This is a genomic window from Anabaenopsis sp. NIES-4685 (genome assembly GCF_059725405.1).
Window position 1 is genome coordinate 286,627 of record NZ_AP043602.1, and the last position, 23,210, is coordinate 309,836.

The window sequence follows — 23,210 nt, forward strand, 5'->3', positions numbered from 1 at the left end:
TAATCTGTTAGCAAGCTACAAGACTTGATTATGGTTCGAGAACTAGAAAGAATACGTCAGAGTGCAGAGTTCCCAGAAACAGCGCCAGCTGCTAATCCTGTATTTTTTAGAACCTACAGCCGTCTGACAAAGGCAGGGCTGAGGGAAACATGGGACGAGGTATGCGATCGCACCCTTGAGGGGATCATCGAATTAGGGAAGCTCAACCCAGACGAGATTGCTACCCTAGAAAATATGCAACGCCACCTCAAAGCCTTACCCAGTGGACGCTGGTTATGGGTGGGTGGTACGGAGTGGATCACCAAATCCAAAAACTTTTCCGGCGCTTATAATTGCACATCCACAAACCTGCAAGACTGGAGTGCATTTGCATTAATGATGGATTTAGCCATGATGGGCTGTGGTACTGGTGCGGTTATAGAACCCCAACACATCAATCAACTCCCTGTGATCCGTAATCACTTAAATGTAACGGTACAAGGGGAAATTGGTAGCATACCTTCAGGATTACGTTATCAACATACTAAAACCTCCATAGAAGGCAATACCGTTACCATCTATGTGGGAGATAGCCGCGAAGGCTGGGTAGAATCCTACAAATCCCTATTGGAACTCTCCACAAATGAAAGGTTATCCACAGAACTACAGGTAATAGTTGACCTCAGTAATGTACGTAAAACCGGCGAACCCCTCAAGGGCTTTGGTGGAGTAGCTAATCCCGTCAAATTACCAGACCTATATGAAAAGTGTGCATCTATACTCAACAAGGCTATAGGAAGACAATTAAACTCCGTGGAATGCTGTTTGCTGATTGACCAGGCTGCTGTTGCAATTGTTGCCGGAAATATTCGGCGCAGTGCTGGAATGCGTCAGTTTAAGTCTGATGACAATTTAGCAGCAACAGCTAAAGATAATCTTTGGCAACAAGATCAAGAGGGTAACTGGCGCATAGACCCAGAACGTGACCCTTTACGCATGGCTAATCATACCAGAGTTTTTCACCGCCAACCCACATTAGAAGAGTGTATAGAATCTGTTCGTAAACAATACTATAGTGGCGAAGGTGCTATTCAGTGGGCTGGGGAATCCGTAGCCAGAGCTAATTGTGATTTGCTCAATACACCACAATTAAAAAAAGATTTTCTGCAAGCTTATGATCAAGGAAAAGCCAAAGAATGGATACAACAACGTCACCCAAAGATTGATTCTCAAGAATTAGAACATCGTTTAAACCGCTATGGCTTAAACCCCTGTGGTGAAATCATAGGCTCTAACTTTCACTGTAACTTATCAGAAATTCACTTAAACCAAATTGACCCAGAAGACTACAAAGAACAAGAAAAAGCCTTTACTGCCGGGGCTTTATCTGTAGCAGCACTGTTAAACCATCAATTTTTAGAGCCACGCTACCAAAAGAGCCGGGAATTAGACCCGATTGTTGGGGTCTCCTTTACCGGATTATTCGATTTCTTTGTTCATGCTTTTGGTGTAGACTGGTTGCGCTGGTGGTCCGAAGGTAGACCAGAAACACCCCAAGGTTTGGCTTGGAAAGAGCAAGAGGCAAAATATCTTAGCTACTGGAAAGATACAGTACACCGAGTTGTTTGGGACTACTGCGATCGCCACAACATTAAACGGCCCAATCGCTGTACCACCGTCCAACCCAGTGGAACTAAATCTTTATTAACAGGTGCTAGCCCGGGTGCATCCTCCCAAATCACAGAGATTTATCCGACGGATCACCTTCAGGAAAAATGACCCAGTAGCACTAGCCTGCATTGACTACGGGTACAGCGTCATTCCATCCCAATCAGACAAGGACGAACAGGGAAACTTACTAAATGACCCATTTGACCCCCGTGTAACTGAATGGCTAGTAGAAATTCCTGTATCCGTATCTTGGGCTGACTTACCAGGAGCAGATGAAATTGATGTTTCTCAGTTTTCCGCCTTAGCTCAATTTGACTTTGCCCTCCAAGTTCAGCGTTGGTATGTAACTCACAACACATCAGCAACAATAGAACTACGTTCTGAAGAAGTTGAACCGTTAGGACAGCGAATTTATCAAGCCATCCAAAATCATGAAGGCTATATTTCCGCCGCGCTGTTAGCCCGGTTCGATGACTTGCAATCATTCCCACGCTTACCATTTGAGCCCATAGACAAGTCAACCTATGAGAGTTTAACTCAACAAGTTAAAGCACGCCGCAGAACAGATAATTTCTGTACCGTTTTGAGTCGCTATGATTCGGGTCAATTAACAGAGGTTGGGCCTAGTGGATGTGATTCTGATAAGTGTATGTTTCCTATTGAATCTCCTGCATCTTAAGACCAAAATCCAGTAGGGAGATATTGCCTTGTAGAGACGCGTTCAATTGCGTCTCTAGTTTTTCAGGTTAGGATCATTTAAAACTACAGCAGACTCTCAAATATGTTCATTGATGAATTGTCACCAATATTTCAACAATTAACCAAGCACCCAGTTTCATTTATGGGGGGATTTTTTTCTGGTGTGCTGCGACTCAATCTCAAGGACGATCCGGTCAAAAGCTGGCTGGATAAACACATCAATTCTACTTGTCACACCACCAGTCCAACTAGTGAAGCCCACAATGGCAAAGCTCGCGGCCCTCAGCAAATTTCTATTGATTGAGATTTAGAGCTATCCCAGAATGGACTAAACCAGAATTGAGGTTGAACAAAAGTATTATGGGTAGGCATTTGCCTGCCCTGCATGATCAGTTTAATACAGTTTGTTAAATCTCATACTTTGAAAAATGTCACAATCAGTTATCATGTGAGCGTATGGCTAAGTTCAGTCCCTTGGCATCTTGAGTTGAAGCGAAAGCAAGCATGATGATCGCTGTCCTACAACATCCGCCATGGGTGAGTCAGAACAGACTATGCAAAATTTGCAGTTTGTTCATATCTCTTTCCCCAGCTGAACTGATCGCTTTTTGTTACAAATTACGTGATCCACATGACTATTTACGTTGGAAACCTCTCTTACCGCGCTACTGAAGAAGACTTAAGAACTGTATTTGCCGAGTATGGTCAAGTCACAAGAGTGGTCTTACCTACTGACCGCGAAACAGGTCGGATGCGAGGCTTTGCATTTGTTGAAATGAAGGAAGATGCTCAAGAAGATGCAGCTATTACCGAGTTAGATGGCGCAGAATGGATGGGCCGTCAACTGAGAGTCAATAAAGCCAAGCCCAGGGAAGACAATCGCGGCGCGAGTTGGGGTAAAAAAGCAGATTATTAATAATAGCATATTTTTATACCGACGGGAAATTAATTGCTCAATTTGACCAGTCCTAGAGCAGAAAGCCCACTCCTTCAAGGAGTGGGATAAATTGCCAGCAACTTTAGTTGCAGTCAAAACCTACTCAAATTAATTTAGCGGTAAGGCAAACAATAGAAAAAATGAACTAGATAAGCTAGTAAAACTCCTGATCTCAAAAAAAGTTGCTCATAAAGGTATATAAGCAGTAACAGGCTATTTCCAGGAGTTCAGAGAACTTTCAGACGCAAAAGCCAAAATTTCAATTCTTTAGTTTATCTAAAATCATATTTGAGTTATCAAAATACCTTTCTAAGATAGAGGCAGCAACCAAAAGTTGTCATTAATAAATCCAACTCACAAGCACAATGCTAGGGAGTAACAAAAATGACTCAAGCTCCAGAATCTCTAGATTTTTTTATGAATGATGCTACGGATAAGAGCTTAGATCGTGATTGTACAACATTATCGCGTCACGTACTCCAACAATTTAAGACTTTTTCCCCAGATGCACAGGATTTGAGCGCGCTGATGAATCGTATAGCCCTGGCGGGTAAACTAGTTGCTCGTCGTCTGAGCCGCGCAGGTTTAATGGAAGGAGTTCTGGGATTTTCTGGAGACGTCAACATCCAAGGGGAATCTGTCAAAAAGATGGATGTCTACGCCAACGATGTATTTATCTCCGTGTTTAAGCAAAGTGGCTTAGTCTGTCGCCTCGCTTCCGAAGAAATGGAAGAACCTTACTACATCCCAGAAAACTGCCCTATAGGTCGCTATACCTTGTTATATGACCCAATTGATGGCTCATCTAATACCGACACCAATCTCAGTTTGGGTTCAATTTTTTCTATTCGTCAGCAAAAAGGCGATGATATTGATCGTCAAGCATCGGATCTCCTGAGCAACGGACGGGAACAAATCGCCGCCGGATATATACTGTATGGGCCGAGCACAATGCTGGTTTATACTATGGGCAATGGTGTTCATTCATTTACCCTTGACCCCAGCTTAGGGGAATTTATCCTCTCGGAAGAAAACATCCGCATCCCTAATCATGGTTCTGTTTATAGCGTTAACGAAGGTAATTTTTGGCAGTGGGAAGAATCAATGCGAGAGTATATCCGCTACGTTCATCGCACTGAAGGCTATACCGCTCGTTATAGTGGCGCTATGGTGAGTGACATCCATCGCATTTTAGTTCAAGGTGGCGTATTTCTCTATCCAGGGACAATTCAGAAACCAGAAGGGAAATTACGCTTACTTTATGAATCTGCTCCCTTAGCTATGTTGATTTCACAAGCAGGCGGTCGCGCCACCACAGGATTAGTAGATATTTTGGAAGTAGTGCCGAAAAAGCTACACCAACGCACACCTTTAATTATTGGTAGTCAGGAAGATGTGGCCAAGGTGGAGTCTTTTATTCAAAACGGACACTAGTACCGCTCCTAATTCCTAGTGCTGAGACTAAAAATTCTTTTGATTAATTGGCAATGAGTAGTTGATTTACACCGAGGAGCTAATAGATACAATAAATCTCTACCAAGAATTAACAGTTAACATGGCTATGTTATTCGAGAAAATCTGGAATTGGGGACGGTTCAGATCCCTGGTGATGAACTAAAAATTACCTCAGCGTGTCGATGTCATGAGTGATGATTAACCCCACAATTCAAAAGAAAACATCAAAAATTGATGTATTGTGCGTTGCTTCTCTGGTGATGGCAATAGCGTAGCGTGGCGTAGCGTGGCGTAGCTATAGCAACACACACCAGAAGTATCATCAACAGAAGTAAAATCATGGGTATGTCCACCAATCATTTGCTCGAAATTAAAAAACTTGGTCAAAGTCTCTGGATGGATAATTTGAACCGTAAAATTATGAAATCAGGTGAACTGCAAGACTTGGTAGAAAATCAGGGTATCTGTGGGATTACTTCCAATCCAGCCATATTTGAAAAAGCGATGGCTGGGCCAAGCTACGCTATAGCCAACAATACCATGTATGATGCGGACATTGAAGCTGGCATTCGGAAGGGATTACCCCCAAGAAAAATTTACGAATCCCTAATTTTTGCAGATATTTGCAACGCATATGATCTGCTGCACCCAGTATATGAAGCATCCAATAAACTCGACGGTTATGTGAGCATAGAAGTAACACCCACCATTGCCCATGATCCCCAAGCCTCAATAGCAGAAGCTCGTCGCTACTGTCAAGAAATTGGGGGGGAAATGTCATGGTAAAAATACCTGGGACACCGGCCGGTTTAGCAGCAGTAGAACAGGCCATATCCGAAGGTATCAACATCAACATCAGCCTAGTGTTTGCCGTAGACAGTTACATCAAAACAGCAAAGGCTTATATGCGGGGCTTAGAAAAACGGGCGGGAAAAGGTGATAGCGATAGCGTGGCGTTAGCCATAGACCTGAGTAAAATTGCTTCCCTAGCTAGCTTCCTTCTCAGTCGCATTGATACTAAAATTCATGCCAAAATAAAAAGTGGCATTACTGATATCACCCAAAAAGCCAAACTGCAAGCAGTCAAAGGCAAAGTCGCGATCGCTAACGCCAAAATTGCCTACCAGGAATACAAAAAAATTATTCAAAGCCAGAGATGGCAAGCCTTGGCGGACAAAGAAGCGAATGTACAGCGATTACTTTGGGCCAGTACCAGCACCAAAGAGCCAAAATAGAGTGATTTCATGTATGTTAACCAATTGATTGGTCCGCAGACCGTTAACACCTTACCACCCGAGACAATTGCAGCTTGCGCAGACCATTGCGATGTAGCATTGCGCTGAGAAAGCGGCGTTGCAGAAGCCTATCAACTCATGCAAAGCCTAAAAGACCCAGACATTAACATTGATCTGAATGTAGTCATCGAGGAACTCCTAGTTGAGGGTATTGATAAGTTCGTCAAACCTTATGAGTCCTTGATGAACTCTTTAGAAAACAAAGTCAAGTTATTGTCACCAGTATAGACCTTCAAGGCACAAGTTTATTTGTAGATGCAATAGCCAAGCGTGGCGTAGTCAGATATCCAGCGTCTCATCAACACACCACTTAACACCCACTGAAAACTTCTATGGTTAGTTTGCTAGAAAATCCCTTGCGCGTTGGCCTGCAACAACAAGGGATGCCCGAGCCTCAAATTATTATCATCTTTGGCGCATCTGGTGACCTTACCTGGCGTAAATTAGTCCCTCCCTTTACAAATTGCGCCGAGAAGGACGCATACCTCCAGAAACCACCATTGTCGGCGTTGCCCGTCGAGAGTGGAGCCACGAGTACTTCCGTGAGCAAATGCAAAAAGGCATGGAAGAAGCTCATGCTAAAGTACCTTTAGGTGAACTATGGCAAGACTTCTCCCAAGGTCTGTTCTACTGTCCAGGCGACATAGACAATCCTGAAAGCTACCAAAAGCTCAACACCCTTTTAAAGGAATTAGACCAGAAACGGGGCACAAGAGGAAACCGAATGTTCTACCTCTCCGTAGCTCCTAACTTCTTCCCCGAAGCCATTAGGCAACTAGGAAGCGCCGGAATGCTAGACGACCCCTACAAACATCGTCTGGTGATAGAAAAACCCTTTGGTCGCGACCTAGCATCAGCCCAGAGTCTGAACCAAATAGTGCAAAAATATTGCCAAGAAAATCAAGTTTACCGCATTGACCACTACTTAGGTAAAGAAACAGTTCAAAACCTGCTGGTGTTCCGGTTCGCTAATGCCATATTTGAACCGTTATGGAACCGTCAATTTGTTGACCACGTACAAATTACCGTCGCAGAAACCGTAGGAGTAGAAGACCGAGCCGGCTACTATGAAAAAGCGGGCGCTCTCAGGGATATGTTGCAGAATCACCTGATGCAACTTTACTGTCTCACGGCCATGGAAGCACCTAACTCTATGGATGCCGACAGCATCCGCACAGAGAAAGTAAAAGTACTGCAAGCGACGCGTTTAGCTGATATCCCCAATTTGTCACGGTCAGCAGTACGTGGTCAATATAGTACTGGGTGGATGAAAGGTCAACCAGTGCCAGGATATCACGAAGAACCGGGAGTAGACCCCAATTCCACCACACCCACCTATGTAGCTATGAAATTTCAGGTTGATAACTGGCGTTGGCAAGGTGTACCTTTTTACTTACGTACAGGGAAGCGGATGCCAAAAAAAGTAAGTGAGATTTCTATTCACTTCCGCGATGTTCCCTCTCGTATGTTTCAATCAGCCTCCCAACAAAGAAATGCCAACATTTTAACTATGCGTATTCAGCCAAACGAAGGAATTTCCTTGCGTTTTGATGTTAAGATGCCAGGGGCTGAATTCCGCACCCGTTCGGTGGATATGGACTTTAGTTATGGTTCTTTTGGTATTGAAGCTACTTCTGACGCTTACGACAGACTGTTTCTTGATTGCATGATGGGCGACCAAACATTATTTACTCGTTCCGACGAAGTAGAAGCAGCTTGGCAAGTAGTAACTCCTGCTCTTTCAGTTTGGGATGCACCAGCAGACCCAGCTACTATTCCCCGGTACGAAGCTGGTACATGGGAACCTACAGAGGCGGAATTATTAATTAACCAAGATGGTCGTCGCTGGCGCAGACTGTAAAAAAATAACCAACGAATACTGACTAAAGTACTATGATTTCCCAAGCTCCAACAATTTTCTCTCTTCAGGCTCCTAAAGATATTTCCATCAGCGAAATAGAAACGGAGCTTAATCAAATTTGGCAAAGTTACGGCATCACAGGTGAAGACGGTACTCTTCCTGCTGCTACCAGAGCCACAACATTTACTTTGCTAGTTTACGAACCGGAAGAAACTCAATATTTGTTATCAGTTCTAGGATTTTATAAAGGTCCTTTAGATGGCATTCTCGGTCCACAAATGGGAGCAGCCCTCAGGGCAGTTCAAGTGAAGTATGGACTTCCCGAAACCAGCACAGCGACACCGGAAACCGTGGCTATACTACGGGAAGAATTCGCTAAACGTCAGGGAAATACGGCAACATCTGAAAGTGTTGCTTATAATTTCAGCCCGACAAGCCCCTCTATCGCTGATGAAATTGCTCTACGTAATCCCTGCCGCATTATTGCTCTGTTCCCTATTGCTGGGGAAGATGAAGGGGTTAGAGCTTCAATTTCTGCCTACTGTCCGATTCAAAAGCAGTCTTCTAGCACTCTTATCTGTTGTGAATATATTACTTTGAGTGGAACGGCTGCGGCTTTAGAACGCGTGGGAGGTATGATCCCAGCATTATTAATTGGTGGCTTACCCAAGTTTCTCTGGTGGAAAGCTACACCAGACCCTAATAACAATCTCTTTAAGCGACTGGCAACAGTTTGCAATAATGTGATTGTGGATTCTTGCAATTTTAACAAGCCAGAAGGTGATTTACTTAGCTTGCAAAAGTTGGTAGAAACTGGTGTTCCTTTGGCTGATTTAAATTGGCGACGCCTGTCAGCATGGCAAGAATTGACGGCTCAAGCTTACGACTCACCCCATCGTCGCGCGGCTCTTAAAGAAATTGACCGGGTGACTATAGACTATGAAAAGGGTAATCCTGCTCAAGCATTATTATTTTTAGGTTGGTTGGCTAGTCGCTTGCAATGGTCGCCAGTTTGTTATAAAACAGAAACTGGTGATTATGAAATTACTCAAGTTCGTTTTGTTGCTCAAGATCAGCGACAAATAGAAGCGGAATTAGCCGGGGTTCCAGTTGCTGATGTAGGTGATGTTGTGGGTGATTTAATTGCTCTACGTCTAAGCTCCACAAATCCCCAAGCGGACTGTGGTACCGTTATTTGTACAGAAACTGGCGGTTGTATGCGCATGGAAACCCACGGGGGGGCTCAGTCTGCTGGTATGTTTCAACAGGTCGGCTCCCTTTCTGAACAAAAAGCAGAGTCTTTGTTAAGTCAGCAGGTGCAGCGTTGGGGTCGGGAGTTACTTTTTGAGGAAAGTTTGGCTGTTGTAGCCGAGATTCTGCTTTTAAACAGTTGAAAAGTATTCTCTAGCAGATGCAAGTTTCTTTAGTAGAGAAGTTCCGACGGAACGTCTCTACAGGGTAGCGTAGCACCACCCGATTGCTATGGCTATCCTTTTTCTTATGTCATAATTACTATGGTGCAGTTAATATTTTTGATGATTGCCAGTCTATGGCTTTAGTTGTCGCAGGAGAACGGAGTGGAGTGGGTAAGACAACGGTTACCCTGGCTCTTTTGGCATCTTTACGCCGTCGTGGTGTATCTATACAGTCTTTTAAGGTGGGTCCAGATTACATTGACCCTATGTTTCACGCTTATGTTACTGGTCGTCCTTGTCGCAACTTAGACCCGGTACTAACTTCTGAGGCTTACCTTAAAAGGTGTTTTGTTGATCACAGTCAGGAGTGTCAATATTCCCTGGTGGAAGGGGTGATGGGTCTATTTGATGGAGTCAAGGGGGTAAGAGGGGGGGAAAAACCTTCCTTGAGTACAGATTTTGCTAGTACGGCACATATTACCAGACTGCTAGATTTACCTATACTGTTAGTAATTGATTGTAGCCGTTTATCCGGCTCTGTGGCTGCGATCGCTCACGGTTATTGTTCTTTTGATCCGAGAATAAAAATTGCTGGGGTGGTCTTAAATCGCGTCGGGAGTGATCGCCATTTATCTCTACTTAAAGACTCTCTAGCAGTATTACAATTACCTATAGTGGGCGTACTGCGTCGTCAGGATAATATCACTATACCCGATCGTCATTTAGGTTTAGTGCCTACAGCAGAACTTCCGAAATTGGAAGCTGTTGTTAATGTTCTGGCTGATTTAGGCGATACCTGTTTTGACTGGCAATATTTATTACCATTGTTGGAGAATCCCAAGGGGGACACAGACGGGTACAGACCTTCCGACGGAACGTCTCTAGACTTTAAGGGAGAAGGGGGAGGAGAATTATTCCCACATTCCTACGGTTATCCTCTCAAAATTGCAGTAGCGCGCGATCGCGCTTTTAATTTCTACTATCAAGATAATCTCGATTTACTGCAAAATCTAGGTGCCGAAGTCGTTTTCTGGAGTCCTTTAACAGATACCCAACTACCTCCTGATATACAAGGAATGTATTTTGGCGGGGGTTTCCCGGAGGTTTTCGCTGAGGGTTTAGCAGCTAATATGTCTGTGCGCAATGCGGTTAAAACAGCAATTTTAGCAGGAGTACCCACCATAGCCGAGTGTGGGGGATTAATGTATTTATGTAAAGAAATTATCGACTTTGAGGGTAAACCTTGGCAGATGGCGGGGGTCTTACCCACATCTGCTATTATGGGCAAAAATTTAACTTTAGGGTATCGTCGAGCGGTAGCTTCACAAGATAACCTATTAGTATCAGCAGGTACAAGCATTTACGGTCATGAATTCCATCGTTCTGAGTTAAACCCTAAACCTGAGCAAAGTTTATTTAAAATTTATCCCTACGATGGTGATGGCTTGGAAGTAGAACACAACAGTCAACATCTGGGAACTGATGGTAAGACTCACAGCTTGTGTGGGCTACATCTGAGAAATCTGCACGCATCTTATATTCATGTACACTGGGGACAAAATCGGGAAATCCCCCGCAGGTTTCTGCAACGCTGTCTAGAGATATCAGAAAAGAAAAAGTAGTACAGACAGAGGACGACGTATTTATATATCCAAATTTATTTAGAGATTTTAACCACTCTAGAATTTGACAACATTTTTATGCCGAAGACTGGAACTAGTATATCAGCACCCCAAAACTATCACAGCCAATGGACAACAGAAGTTATTCAAGTTCTCAATAGCGACCCAGAAAGGGGATTATCTTCTACGGAAGTTGACAAACGACAATCTGAGTTTGGTAAGAATGAACTTAAGGGTAAACCGGGAAAGCCCGCTTGGTTGAGATTTGTCTTGCAGTTCAATCAGACCCTTCTCTACATTTTACTTATTGCCGGGTTAATTAAGGCTCTTTTACTTCAGTGGACAAACGCCGGGGTAATTTGGGGTGTGACTCTAATTAACGCTATCATTGGCTTTGTCCAAGAGTCAAAAGCCGAAGGTGCGATCGCCGCCTTAGCCCAAGCTGTTACCACCGAAGCGACGGTGATTCGTAACGGACAAAAATCCCGAATCCCCTCCCAAGAATTAGTTCCCGGTGATATTGTCTTACTTACTTCTGGGGATAAAGTCCCAGCAGATTTACGGTTATTCAACGTTCGTAATTTACAGGTAGATGAGTCCGCTTTAACGGGGGAGTCAGTACCGGTAGAAAAGTCTACTGCTGACCTCAGACCCGATACTCCCCTAGCAGAAAGGGTGAATATGGCTTATGCAGGTAGCTTTGTCACCTTTGGTCAAGGTAGCGGTATTGTTGTGGCCATTGCCAACGCTACGGAAATGGGGCGTATTTCCCAGTCCCTAGAACAAACCACCAGTCTCAGCACCCCCCTCACCCGTAAATTTGACAAATTTAGTCATCAACTCCTCTATATAATCCTTGGACTAGCAGCTATGACCTTCGCTGTGGGCTTAGGACAAGGACAAACCTGGGCTGCTATGTTTGAGGCATCGGTGGCCTTGGCGGTGAGTGCAATTCCCGAAGGTTTACCCGCAGTGGTGACGGTGACCATGGCTATTGGAGTTAACCGCATGGCAAAACGTCACGCCATCATCCGCAAACTACCAGCGGTGGAAACTCTAGGGGGGGCTACTGTTATTTGTTCCGATAAAACTGGTACTCTCACAGAAAATCAAATGACGGTTCAGGGGATTTACGCCGGCGGGCAGCATTTCCAAGTCACAGGTACGGGTTATAATCCTCAAGGGGAGATTCTGTTTGAGCAGCAACCAGTGGATTTACAAACCGGATACTTCCCCGCCCTTGCAGATTGTTTAATGGCTGGGTTACTTTGCACAGACTCTCATTTAGCAAAAAATAGTAATGGTAATTGGTCTGTGGTAGGTGATCCTACTGAAGGCGCTATAATTAGAGTGGCAAATAAGGCGGGGTGGAGTCAGTCAGAAATGACAAAGTTAACTCCGCGCATTGATGGTATTCCCTTTGAGTCTGAGTTTCAATACATGGCTACTCTCCATGATAACCGAGACTCGGAGTCGAGAATTATTTACGTCAAGGGTTCCGTTGAAGCTATTACCAGTCGTTGTGAGCAAATGCTCAATGCTGAGGGAGAACTCGAACCAATGGCGGATCTTGAGTTAATAGAGCAGCGCGTGGTAACGATTTTAGCTAAACAGGGAATGCGGGTTTTAGCTTTTGGTAAAAAAATCGTCAGCCATGGGCAGAACTCTGTAGACCATGAAGATATTGCTTCTGGTTTGATTTTTTTAGGTTTACAGGGGATGATTGACCCACCCCGTCCAGAGGCGATCGCCGCAGTGCGTGCCTGTAAAACCGCAGGGATTCAAGTTAAGATGATTACAGGCGACCATATTACCACAGCCAAAGCCATAGCCCAACAAATTGGTTTAGAAAAAGACGGTCAGGTACAAGCCTTTGACGGTAAGCAAATCGCCCAAATGGACAACAGCCAACTCGCCCATGCTGTGGAGCATGGTGTGGTCTTTGCTAGGGTAGCTCCAGAGCAAAAACTCCGGTTAGTGGAAGCGTTGCAATCCCAAGGGGAAATTGTGGCCATGACCGGCGATGGAGTCAACGACGCTCCCGCTCTCAGACAAGCAGATATTGGTATCGCCATGGGGGGCGCAGGTACAGATGTAGCCCGGGAAGCCTCTGATATGCTGCTTACCGATGACAATTTTGCCTCTATTGAGGCTGCGGTGGAGGAAGGACGCACAGTATATCAGAATTTACAAAAGGCGATCGCCTTTATCTTACCGGTGAATGGGGGCGAATCCATGACTATTCTCATTAGCGCCCTCTTCGCCAGAGACCTACCCATTCTCTCCCTCCAAGTGCTGTGGTTAAACATGGTTAACTCCGTAGCCATGACCGTACCTTTAGCATTTGAACCCAAATCAGACCGGGTAATGAAACGTCCACCCCGCAACCCCAAGGAGCAGTTACTTTCTCGTACACTGTTCCAGCGCATAGCAGCAGTTTCTATCTTTAACTGGATTCTCATCTTTGGGATGTTTGAATGGGTGCGTCAAACCATAGGGGATATTAACATAGCTCGAACCATGGCAATTCAAGCTCTAGTCGCGGGACGAATTGTTTATTTATTGAGTATTAGTCAGTTAGCGAATGTAGCGGCGCGAAAAATCCAAGGTCAAGCAGTCAGTATCAACGATGGTCGCGCCATGTCTGTGGGTATACTCGGCACAGTATTATTACAAATCATATTTAGTCAATGGGATGTTATGAATCTTTTATTTAAAACCGCACCCCTGAATTTACAACAGTGGTTAATTTGCTTACTTCCGGCTATACCTATGATTCCCCTGGCTTGGTTTGTTAATCGCATAGACCCCACTAATTAAGGCCAATGGCTAACGCCACGCTATATGTGTCCGTTCTGTTCTACTATGTTCTTTTACGTTTAAGTTGACCCACCAATTGCGGCACAGGAGTAAGCGATAGCGAAGCGCTGCTGCAAGCAGATCGCTATCAATAAAACTAGAGAAATAAATCTTTCACCAATTACATTAGTATCCAGGGTAAGAGCATCTGAATCACTGCATCGGTTACCACCATCACCACACCACTACCTCACCGAGATTCAGGTAAAATAGACCTAAGAGGGTGAAAGTTGTGCACTCTCGCTTACCTGAGTTGATTTATGTTACGGAATTGGTGGTTTAGATTACTAACAATATCCCTAGGAGTCTGGCTATTCCTGGATTTGCTTGCGCACCTAGGAGCAGAAATACTCTGGTTTGAAAATATCGGTTATTTACAAGTATTTCTTCTACGGATAGTCACCATGGGGGGACTGTGGATATTTGTAGCAGGTATCAGCGCCGCCTTTTGTTTGGGTAATCTTCACTTAGCTTACCGCCACCAGCATGCCCCAAATCATCCCTCCCCCATGGTGGCTGTAAAAGTGCAACAAGTCCCCAGAAGTAAAGAAATTAAACTAGTCTGGTTACTACCCATAGCATTAGTATTAAGTTTTCTAGTAGGCTTAATGGTGATTTACTATAGCCAAATAGCTGCTACCCATTGGCATCCGGGAATTATCCGCGATATTCCGGTAAATCCTCAGTTATTTCGACCGGGGCGCATTTGGGAGTTAATAGGTAACTTTATTTCCACCCCTTGGTATTTCGGTTTAATTTTGGCAATAGTCATCGCCATTGTAGTATATCCTCATTTTCTATTGCGGGCGATCGCAATTCTTCTGAGCCTTCTATTTGCTCAAATCATATCCCACAACTGGGCTAGGATACTGCAATATTTCGCCCCCACATCCTTCAACGCCTCCGAGCCATTATTTGATCAAGATATCAGCATATATATATTTTCCCTCCCCTTTTGGGAGCTTCTAGAACTATGGTTAATGGGATTATTCTTGTATACCCTCATCGCTGTAGCCCTAACTTACCTCTTGGGTGCCGGTAGCCTTAGTCAAGGCGTTTTCCTGGGGTTTTCTTCCCAGCAACAGCGTCATTTATACGGTAACGGTGGACTATTCATGCTCCTAGTAGCCCTGAGTTATATGCTCAGTCGTTACGAGCTAGTTTATTCCCCACGTGGCGTTACCTACGGTGCAAGTTATACCGATGTTACAGCCGTTCTCCCGTCCTATACCATCCTCTGCTTTGCTTCCCTAGCCCTAGCCTTTTACCTGCTATGGCGGACAGTAAGCTGGAAACCCCAATCCCGCTACCGGCCATTTATATTTTACAGCTTAGGAGTTTATCTAATAGGAATGGTCGCCGCCGATATTTTCCTCCCCACCCTAGTGCAATATTTAATCGTACAGCCCAACGAACTCCAACGGGAACAACCCTACATCCAGCGTACCATCGCCCTAACCCGCCAAGCATTTGACTTAGAAAACATTGACGTGCAAACCTTTAACCCCACAGGAGACCTAACAGAAGCCGATATCCAAAGAAATGACTTAACAATTCGTAACATTCGCCTGTGGGACCAGCAACCACTGCTAGAAACTAACCGCCAACTGCAACAGATTCGCCTTTACTACCGCTTCTCCGATGCGGACATCGACCGCTACACCCTGCTTAAGGAAGTACCCGCGGAAATACCCACAGCAACGGGGGTATTTCCCAACCCAGTAGACGAAGAGACCACAGAACGGCGACAAGTACTAATAGCCGCCAGGGAATTAGACTACACCGCCGTACCCCAGCAAGCTCAAACCTGGGTAAACCGCCATTTAATCTATACCCATGGTTTCGGGTTCACTATGAGTCCAGTAAATACCGTCGCACCTGGTGGACTACCAGAATATTTTGTCAAAGACATCGCCGGTAATAACGACACCGCCCTTACTACCTCCAGTGAAGCCATTCGCGAGAGCATCCCCATAGGAAAACCCCGGATTTACTTCGGTGAAATCACTGATACTTACGTCATGACTGGAACAAAAGTCAAAGAATTAGACTTCCCCAGTGGTAGCGATAATATATACAATATTTATGATGGTGTAGGGGGAATTCGTGTTGGTAGAGGGTGGAGAAGATTACTATTTGCCATGTATTTAAAAGATTGGCAAATGCTATTTACAGAAGACTTTTTACCAGATACTCAAGTGTTATTCCGGCGGAATATTAAAGAACGTATTCAAGCGATCGCCCCCTTCCTCCAATTTGACAGCGACCCTTATTTAGTTGCTGCTGATGCTGGTGACAAAGACTTTGAGAAAAACGGCAGCTACCTTTACTGGGTAGTTGATGCTTACACCACAAGCGATCGCTATCCCTATTCAGACACAACCAGCCTCAACATAGCCGACCATCAAGAGAAAATCAACTATATCCGCAACTCAGTTAAAGTAGTTATTGACGCTTACCACGGCACAGTTAACTTTTACATAGCCGACCCCGGAGACCCCATCATAGCGACATGGGGGAAAATATTTCCCCATACCTTCAAACCCCTCTTGGACTTACCACTGAACCTGCGGAAACATATTCGTTACCCCGTGGACTTGTTCAAAATTCAATCCGAGCGATTAATAACCTACCACATGACCGACCCCCAGGTGTTTTATAACCGGGAAGACCAGTGGCAAATACCCACAGAAATCTACGGGGACGAAGCCCGTCCAGTAAAACCATACTACCTCATCACCAGCCTCCCCACAGTCCCCCTTTCTGACAGCAATTCCTCTCATAGGGAAGAATTTATCCTCCTCCTACCCTACACCCCCAGACAACGCTCTAATTTAATCGCCTGGTTAGCAGCTCGGTCAGACGGTGAAAACTACGGTAAATTATTACTCTATGTATTCCCCAAAGAACGCCTAGTTTTTGACCAGAGCAAATAGAAGCCAGAATTAACCAAGACCCCATCATCTCTCAACAAATTTCCCTCTGGAATCGTCAAGGTTCCAGAGCAGTTCAAGGTAACCTCTTAATTATCCCCATTGAACAATCCTTATTGTACGTCGAGCCAATTTATTTAGAAGCCACTCAAAATAGACTCCCCACCCTAGTACGGGTAATCGTGGCTTTTGAAAATAGAATTGTGATGGCTCCTACACTCGAACAAGCATTACAGGGAATCTTTAAGCCAGAGGTAACACCAACCCCCACCATTATTCGTCCTTTGGAGGAGCCAACCCCATCACAGTAAATTGAAAAAATTTAAAGTTTAAAAAATTTAAAGGAATTCCCAAACTATGGGGAGTTGCATAGGTTGCACGTGATAGCGTAGCTTGGCATAAGCCATAGTTGAAAATAAATAGGCAAAGTACAAGGGGAAACTAACGTGAGTGATGGATTTGATTACGATTTAGTGATTATCGGCGCGGGTGTGGGTGGACATGGCGCAGCCCTACACGCTGTTAGCTGTGGTCTGAAAACAGCGATTATTGAAGCTGGGGACATGGGGGGAACCTGTGTGAATCGTGGCTGTATCCCTTCCAAGGCTTTGTTAGCTGCGTCTGGACGTGTGCGGGAGTTACGTAATGCCCATCATCTCAAATCCCTGGGAATTCAAGTTGATCATGTGGCATTTGACCGTCAAGCGATCGCAGACCATGCTAGCAGTCTTGTATCAAAAATTCAAGGCGACCTCACCAACAGCCTCAAACGTCTAGGAGTAGATATTATCAGAGGTTGGGGAAAAATTGCCGGCACTCAAAAAGTAACTATCACTAGCGATAGTACACAAAAAACAGTGACAGCTAAAGATATCATTCTTTCCCCAGGCTCTGTCCCCTTCGTACCCCCAGGCATAGAAGTAGATGGTAAAACCGTTTTTACCAGCGATCAAGGTGTAAAATTAGAATCTCTACCGGAATGGATCGCAATTATTGGTAGTGGTTACATCGGCTTAGAATTTTCTGATGTTTACTCGGCTTTGGGCTGTGAAATCACCATGATTGAAGCCCTAGACCAACTCATGCCAGGATTTGACCGGGATATTGCTAAACTAGCAGAACGAGTCTTAATTACACCCCGGGATATAGAAACCAAAGTGGGAATATACGCCAAAAGAATCATCCCCGGTTCCCCCGTGGTAATTGAATTAGCAGACTTTAAAACTAAAGAAGATATTGATGTTATTGAAGTCGATGCTTGTTTAGTAGCCACAGGGCGTATTCCCGCCACCAATAACTTAGGACTAGACACTTTAGGCATAGAACTAGACCGGCGGAATTATATCCCCGTAGATGACCATATGGCTGTGCTCTCTGGCGGGGAAGTAGTCCCCCATGTCTGGGCCATTGGTGACGCCACTGGGAAAATGATGTTGGCCCACACCGCCTCGGCTCAAGGTGTCGTCGCGGTGGAAAATATCATCGGTCGTCCCCGCACTGTGGACTATCGCAGCATCCCTGCGGCCGCATTTACTCACCCAGAGGTCAGCTATGTAGGCTTAACAGAAGTACCGCCCAGGAATTGGCGCAAGCTGAAGGCTTTGAGGTGGCTACTACTAAAAGTTACTTCAAAGGTAATTCCAAAGCTCTGGCAGAAAAAGAAGCCGATGGTATGGCTAAAGTAGTGTATCGCCAAGATACTGGTGAGGTTTTAGGAGTGCATATCTTTGGTATGCACGCCTCCGACTTAATTCATGAAGCCTCAGCCGCGATCGCTAACCGTCAAGCTGTCCAAGACCTGGCTCACTTAGTACACGCCCATCCTACACTTTCGGAAGTGCTAGATGAAGCTTATAAACGCGCCGTGGTTTAAGGACTAGGGCGGGAGGGTCTTATGAGTCGTGATGGCTACGCTACGCCATCAGTGGCTAAAGGGTGCCTGTTAACACTGAAATATTTTTCGCCCGTCATTGTCTCTTGAGGGCCGGGAGTGTCAAACTCAGGAAAGAAGAACTCAAAACTTAAATTATGCAAATTCGTCGCCGTTCTACCAACACTACCATTAATGTCTCTTTTTTACGTTATCAGTCTGCTTTGCCAGATATAGAACCAAACAACATTTTGGAGGAAATTGTCTGGCATAAGGAAGTTGAAATTGACCAAATGCGGGAAAGGCGACCTTTAACAGAATTGCAAAAGCAGGCACTCTCGGCACCACCCACCCGTGATTTTATCGCCGCTTTAAGACAAGGAAGCACCAAGCCGGCTTTAATTGCTGAAGTCAAGAAAGCTTCCCCTAGCAAGGGTGTCTTACGAGCGGATTTTGACCCGGTAGCCATTGCTTCGGCCTATGAACAAGCCGGAGCTAGTTGTCTTTCTGTTTTGACAGATAGGAAGTTTTTTCAAGGCAGTTTTGAGAATTTAGCCCAAGTGCGTGCTAGGGTGAAATTACCACTTTTATGTAAGGATTTTATTATCTATCCTTACCAAATGTACTTGGCTCGTATTCAGGGTGCAGATGCAATTTTGCTAATTGCGGCTATTCTCAGTGATCAAGATTTACAATACTTCCTGAAAATTGCTAAAGCATTGAAGATGACAGCCTTGATTGAGGTTCATAGTTTGGCAGAACTTGATCGCGTGTTAGCTTTAGCTAAACGTTGGACAGCCGAGCTCAACTTGTGAGTTTTTGGTGGGGATCAATAATCGCAATTTAGAAGATTTTTCCGTTGATCTTCAAACTACCTGTCAATTATTGGCAGCACGAGTTAGTCAATTACAGGAACTTAATCTCCTAGTTGTGAGCGAGTCAGGGCTACATACTCCTGAAGATTTACATATAGTACACCAGGCAGGAGCAGCAGCCGTACTCATTGGAGAGTCGTTAGTTAAACAACCCGACCCTGGTTTAGCGATCGCTAAACTGTTTGCTAACCACCGCCAACCGCTGTAGCGGGAGATTCGGTGCTTATTTATGTCCATGCAGGCAGAACCTAGGGTAGGGTACACAGATAAATCCGTAGTTGAACAGATGATAAAATGCTATAACTTGAAAGAAGAATTTTAGATTATTTTTAACTAATATACATAGGTTGTTGCAAAAGTCAAGTAAACCATCATTCTTTAGCTCTAATGATCTTTAAATCTGTGGATTTGAAGACTATGGCAAGTATTGTTTATGTATATGCAGATAAAACCTAAAATTCCCCCCAAAAATTTAAGTATCCTCCCCAAGTTTTGAACTTTTATTCTTTTTTAGGACGAACAAATGGACAATAAGCTAATGCTCATGATTCCTGGCCCCACACCAGTACCAGAAGCTGCTTTATTGGCATTAGCCAAGCACCCAATTGGACACCGCACCAATGAGTTTAGTAACATCATGGCGGAGGTGATAGAAAACCTCAAATGGTTACACCAAACTCAAAATGATGTACTAATGCTCAATGTTAGCGGTACGGGTGCGGTGGAAGCGGGAATCATTAATTTTCTGTCTCCAGGCGATCGCGTTTTGGTCGGTTCCAATGGGAAGTTTGGAGAACGCTGGGTAGAAATCGCTGCAGCATACGGTTTGAATGTTGAAGCTATTACTACCGAATGGGGGAAACCTTTAGATACATCAGTGTTTGCAGAAAAACTGCAAGGGGATACCAACAAGGAAATTAAAGCCGTCATTATTACCCACAGCGAAACCTCAACCGGTGTGTTGAATGACTTAGAAACTATCAACCGGCTTCGTAAAGGAACATGGCGAAGCTTTAATTATCGTGGATGCAGTTACTAGCTTGGGCGCATTCAATTTACCCATAGATACCTGGGGTTTAGATGTAGTGGCTTCCGGTTCCCAGAAAGGTTATATGATTCCCCCAGGATTAGGATTTGTTGCTGTTAGCCCCAAGGCTTGGGAAGCTTACAAAACTGCAAAATTACCGAAATATTATCTTGATTTAGGTAAATATCGCAAATCTGCCGCCAAAAATACCACTCCCTTTACTCCACCGGTGAACTTGATTGTGGCTTTACACACCACATTACAAATGATGAAGGATGAAGGCTTGGAGTCAATATTTACTCGGCACCAAAGACTCAAAAATGCCACCCGCGCCGCGGTGCGTGGTTTGAATTTACCTTTATTTGGTGCAGATGATTATGCCAGTCCAGCAATTACGGCTGTTGCCCCACAGGGTATTGAAGCTGATAAAATTCGCTCATTGATGAAGAAGCGTTTTGATATTGCTTTGGCCGGTGGACAAGACCATCTGAAAAACAAAATTTTCCGCATTGGTCACTTGGGTTTTGTTAGCGATCGCGATATTCTCACCTGTATAGCCGCCTTAGAAGTGACTCTTACTGAACTCGGCTACGAAGACTTTATCCCTGGTGCTGGTGTAGCAGCAGCGGCTAAAGTATTTAGTTAGTCTCCATCCCCAGTCTATCTGGGGAACGTAAACCCTTGGCGAAGCGTCTCCAAGAGAAAGGAGAACTGTTAGCCACACCAATGATGAGTATTTTGGTTCTACTCCCATTGAAATTATAAAGAGCGAGTTAAACAGTCAACTCGCTCTTTGCATCCTTCTGGAAATAAGTAAAAATGGTAACAGTCAATTCTGCTATCTATCGGACTCGGTACAACACAGAATCCACGTGACATCCTCAATTCTCCGGTATGAAAGGCATACTTATACACATTAGAACCATGATTGCAATCAAAAACTTCGCCAATCCAACTTATGTCATAGAAACGCCATAGGTTGAGGTAGCCTGTATTTTAGACTTAGACAATGCAAAACTCAAATTCCTGCTCTTATGCTGTTTCCAGCCAATCATAAATTTGTTCTAACTGTTCTAACGTAATTAATCCATACTGCCAAAGAATCATTGGTAAAGGACGGGATCTTGTTCCCGATGTCGCAGGGCGACTGCAAGAGAAGCCGAGGAAATTGACAAATCTTCCTCTAGAAAATGAATCAGTCGTGAATATGTTGATGGTGACATTTGTAACTCACCCCCTTTAGTTGAATTTATTGTCATATAACCATGTCCCATTTCTCAGTAACCTGCAGCTAATGTTTCATTCGTAACTGGTGATGACCGGAATGACTTACGCCACGCTACGTTCTCAGAAATTCCAACACAATTGGCTAAAACTCTTCAAACTGACAGATTTCACCGGTTAAACTCGAAGATTCCCAATTCAAAGCACCACTGATATTGTTGACTATTATGTTTGATTTCATCACACATTTAGTCACAAATATTCCATAGCTAATACTCTCTTATGAGAGTCCATTTACACTTACGCCAAAAGGAATATTTTTGGCATCCATAGTAGAGAAATGTGATTATAGCTTGAAACTGCAAATTTCACTATGATGTAAACAAGGTAAATAGTATCCATAATAAAGTTCTATTCTATACTTAGCAAATCTTGGAAACAAAGATATTAACTTAGGATTCGCCCCATCTGACAGGGGGAAATTTATTTCCCCAGATTTCCCGTATCGAAAAACTCAATTTTGATCACATCACCATCCCGCAAATTTAATTCCGCAGATCGTCCAGATCGCAATTCAATGACCATATCAACGGGCACATTAGGACCATAAGTAGGGCAAGGTTCCCTAGGACACGGAGGCGCAGAAGCCTGAATATATCGCACCACCCCATTTTGCAAAAACACCATATCCAGAGGAACAGGGACATTTTTCATCCAAAATCTGACAGGTCGTGCAGAAGGGAACTGAAATAACATCCCCTGATCATCTGGTAAAGGTGGACGATACATTAAGCCCTTCGCCTGCTGTTCCGGTGTCCGTGCCACTTCCAATTGGACTCTAGTACCATTAGACAGAACTGCTTGTGCTGAAATTGGTAGCATTTGACCACTGGGAGCTTTTGTTTGGCTACTGGCTGTGGATGTGGTAGATTTTGCTGTATTTCCAACAGAACAGCCCATTAGTAAAACATTGAGGAGCATCGGGACTACAATTAGCCAACGCATCATAATATTTTCTGATTTGGTAATTTAAATTGCGATTGCACAGCACTTATGCTAAAAACTACGGTGTGAGGATAGATAAAATTAATACTTCCAGTTTAAAAAGCAGCCGCTTAAGTCATATACTGCTTTGGCCTGGGAAAAAGGTCAACACCATCAGATTTGTGTTTTTACCTCATACATAGTAAATCAAATGATGATCATTGTGATTCCTAGGGAAATTGGCGCTAAATATATGAATTGTAGCTCCCAACTTGTGAGTTGAGAAGGAACTTTTTAAAAGAGGTATGAAAAATATAGCACATAAGAATATTCTCTCCCAGGTGAAAAAAAACTTGTAGCAGAAATAAACAAAGTACAAATCAATCCTGGGACATACCTGGTGGTTGTGGAACATGACAAAGGGTAATTCCAAGGCACACAAGTCAAGAGCGTCAATAGACTGTAAATCAATTGAATTTTATTTATTGAGGGGGAAAATATTAA

Annotated in this window: 8 protein-coding genes and 8 pseudogenes; 13 read left to right on the forward strand and 3 right to left on the reverse strand. The window is 44.1% G+C overall.

The genetic code is table 11. The annotated features are described in order from the left end of the window. The first annotated feature begins 30 nt into the window (after positions 1–30). The 4 genes and pseudogenes from nrdJ (at position 31) to fbp (ending at position 4,720) form a co-directional block, all read left to right on the forward strand. Positions 31–2,329: pseudogene (gene nrdJ / locus AC6IZ0_RS01330) on the forward strand (ribonucleoside-triphosphate reductase, adenosylcobalamin-dependent). A 102-nt stretch (positions 2,330–2,431) separates the two neighbouring features. Next, positions 2,432–2,653 (forward strand): ssl0294 family protein, encoded by a 222-nt coding sequence (locus AC6IZ0_RS01335; RefSeq protein WP_271732382.1) that lies wholly within the window; start codon positions 2,432–2,434, stop codon positions 2,651–2,653. Positions 2,654–2,980: 327 nt separating this feature from the next. Further along, entirely contained in the window at positions 2,981–3,265 is a 285-nt protein-coding gene (rbp, locus tag AC6IZ0_RS01340; RefSeq protein ID WP_497724788.1) for an RNA-binding regulator, read from the forward strand. 405 nt (positions 3,266–3,670) lie between these two features. After that, positions 3,671–4,720, forward strand: a complete 1,050-nt coding sequence (gene fbp / locus AC6IZ0_RS01345) for a class 1 fructose-bisphosphatase (protein ID WP_271732384.1) — start codon at positions 3,671–3,673, stop codon at positions 4,718–4,720. A gap of 219 nt (positions 4,721–4,939) precedes the next feature. On the opposite strand, the gene AC6IZ0_RS01350 is transcribed toward fbp, so the two are convergent. After that, positions 4,940–5,128 (reverse strand): hypothetical protein, encoded by a 189-nt coding sequence (locus tag AC6IZ0_RS01350; protein WP_497726122.1) that lies wholly within the window; start codon positions 5,126–5,128, stop codon positions 4,940–4,942. Here AC6IZ0_RS01350 and tal point away from each other — a divergent pair. The 9 genes and pseudogenes from tal to AC6IZ0_RS01395 all read left to right on the forward strand — a co-directional run bounded on the left by tal (position 5,087) and on the right by AC6IZ0_RS01395 (position 21,144). Then, positions 5,087–6,264: pseudogene (tal, locus tag AC6IZ0_RS01355) on the forward strand (transaldolase). The gene AC6IZ0_RS01350 and the pseudogene tal overlap by 42 nt on opposite strands. A 104-nt stretch (positions 6,265–6,368) precedes the next feature. Further along, positions 6,369–7,897, forward strand: a pseudogene (gene zwf, locus AC6IZ0_RS01360) (glucose-6-phosphate dehydrogenase). 32 nt (positions 7,898–7,929) lie between these two features. Continuing rightward, entirely contained in the window at positions 7,930–9,291 is a 1,362-nt protein-coding gene (opcA, locus tag AC6IZ0_RS01365; protein ID WP_497724789.1) for a glucose-6-phosphate dehydrogenase assembly protein OpcA, read from the forward strand. Between the two features lie 155 nt (positions 9,292–9,446). Then, positions 9,447–10,934: a cobyrinic acid a,c-diamide synthase CobB gene (locus tag AC6IZ0_RS01370; RefSeq protein WP_497724791.1), complete on the forward strand. Its 1,488-nt coding sequence runs from the start codon at positions 9,447–9,449 to the stop codon at positions 10,932–10,934. Between the two features lie 78 nt (positions 10,935–11,012). Then, a complete protein-coding gene (locus tag AC6IZ0_RS01375; RefSeq protein ID WP_497724793.1) occupies positions 11,013–13,754 on the forward strand; it encodes a cation-translocating P-type ATPase in 2,742 nt (913 codons plus the stop codon). A 299-nt stretch (positions 13,755–14,053) separates the two neighbouring features. Continuing rightward, positions 14,054–17,037 (forward strand): annotated as a pseudogene (locus tag AC6IZ0_RS01380) (UPF0182 family protein). A 135-nt stretch (positions 17,038–17,172) separates the two neighbouring features. Next, a pseudogene (lpdA, locus tag AC6IZ0_RS01385) lies at positions 17,173–18,599 on the forward strand (dihydrolipoyl dehydrogenase). 155 nt (positions 18,600–18,754) lie between these two features. Next, a pseudogene (gene trpC / locus AC6IZ0_RS01390) lies at positions 18,755–19,679 on the forward strand (indole-3-glycerol phosphate synthase TrpC). Positions 19,680–19,994: 315 nt separating this feature from the next. Then, positions 19,995–21,144: pseudogene (locus tag AC6IZ0_RS01395) on the forward strand (pyridoxal-phosphate-dependent aminotransferase family protein). Between the two features lie 386 nt (positions 21,145–21,530). Here the strand turns inward: AC6IZ0_RS01395 and AC6IZ0_RS01400 are convergent. Together AC6IZ0_RS01400 and AC6IZ0_RS01405 are read right to left on the reverse strand one after the other, a co-directional pair. Beyond that, a pseudogene (locus tag AC6IZ0_RS01400) lies at positions 21,531–21,757 on the reverse strand (DUF2949 domain-containing protein). A gap of 448 nt (positions 21,758–22,205) precedes the next feature. Further along, positions 22,206–22,730, reverse strand: a complete 525-nt coding sequence (locus tag AC6IZ0_RS01405) for a DUF192 domain-containing protein (RefSeq protein WP_271732393.1) — start codon at positions 22,728–22,730, stop codon at positions 22,206–22,208. Positions 22,731–23,210 lie beyond the last annotated feature (480 nt).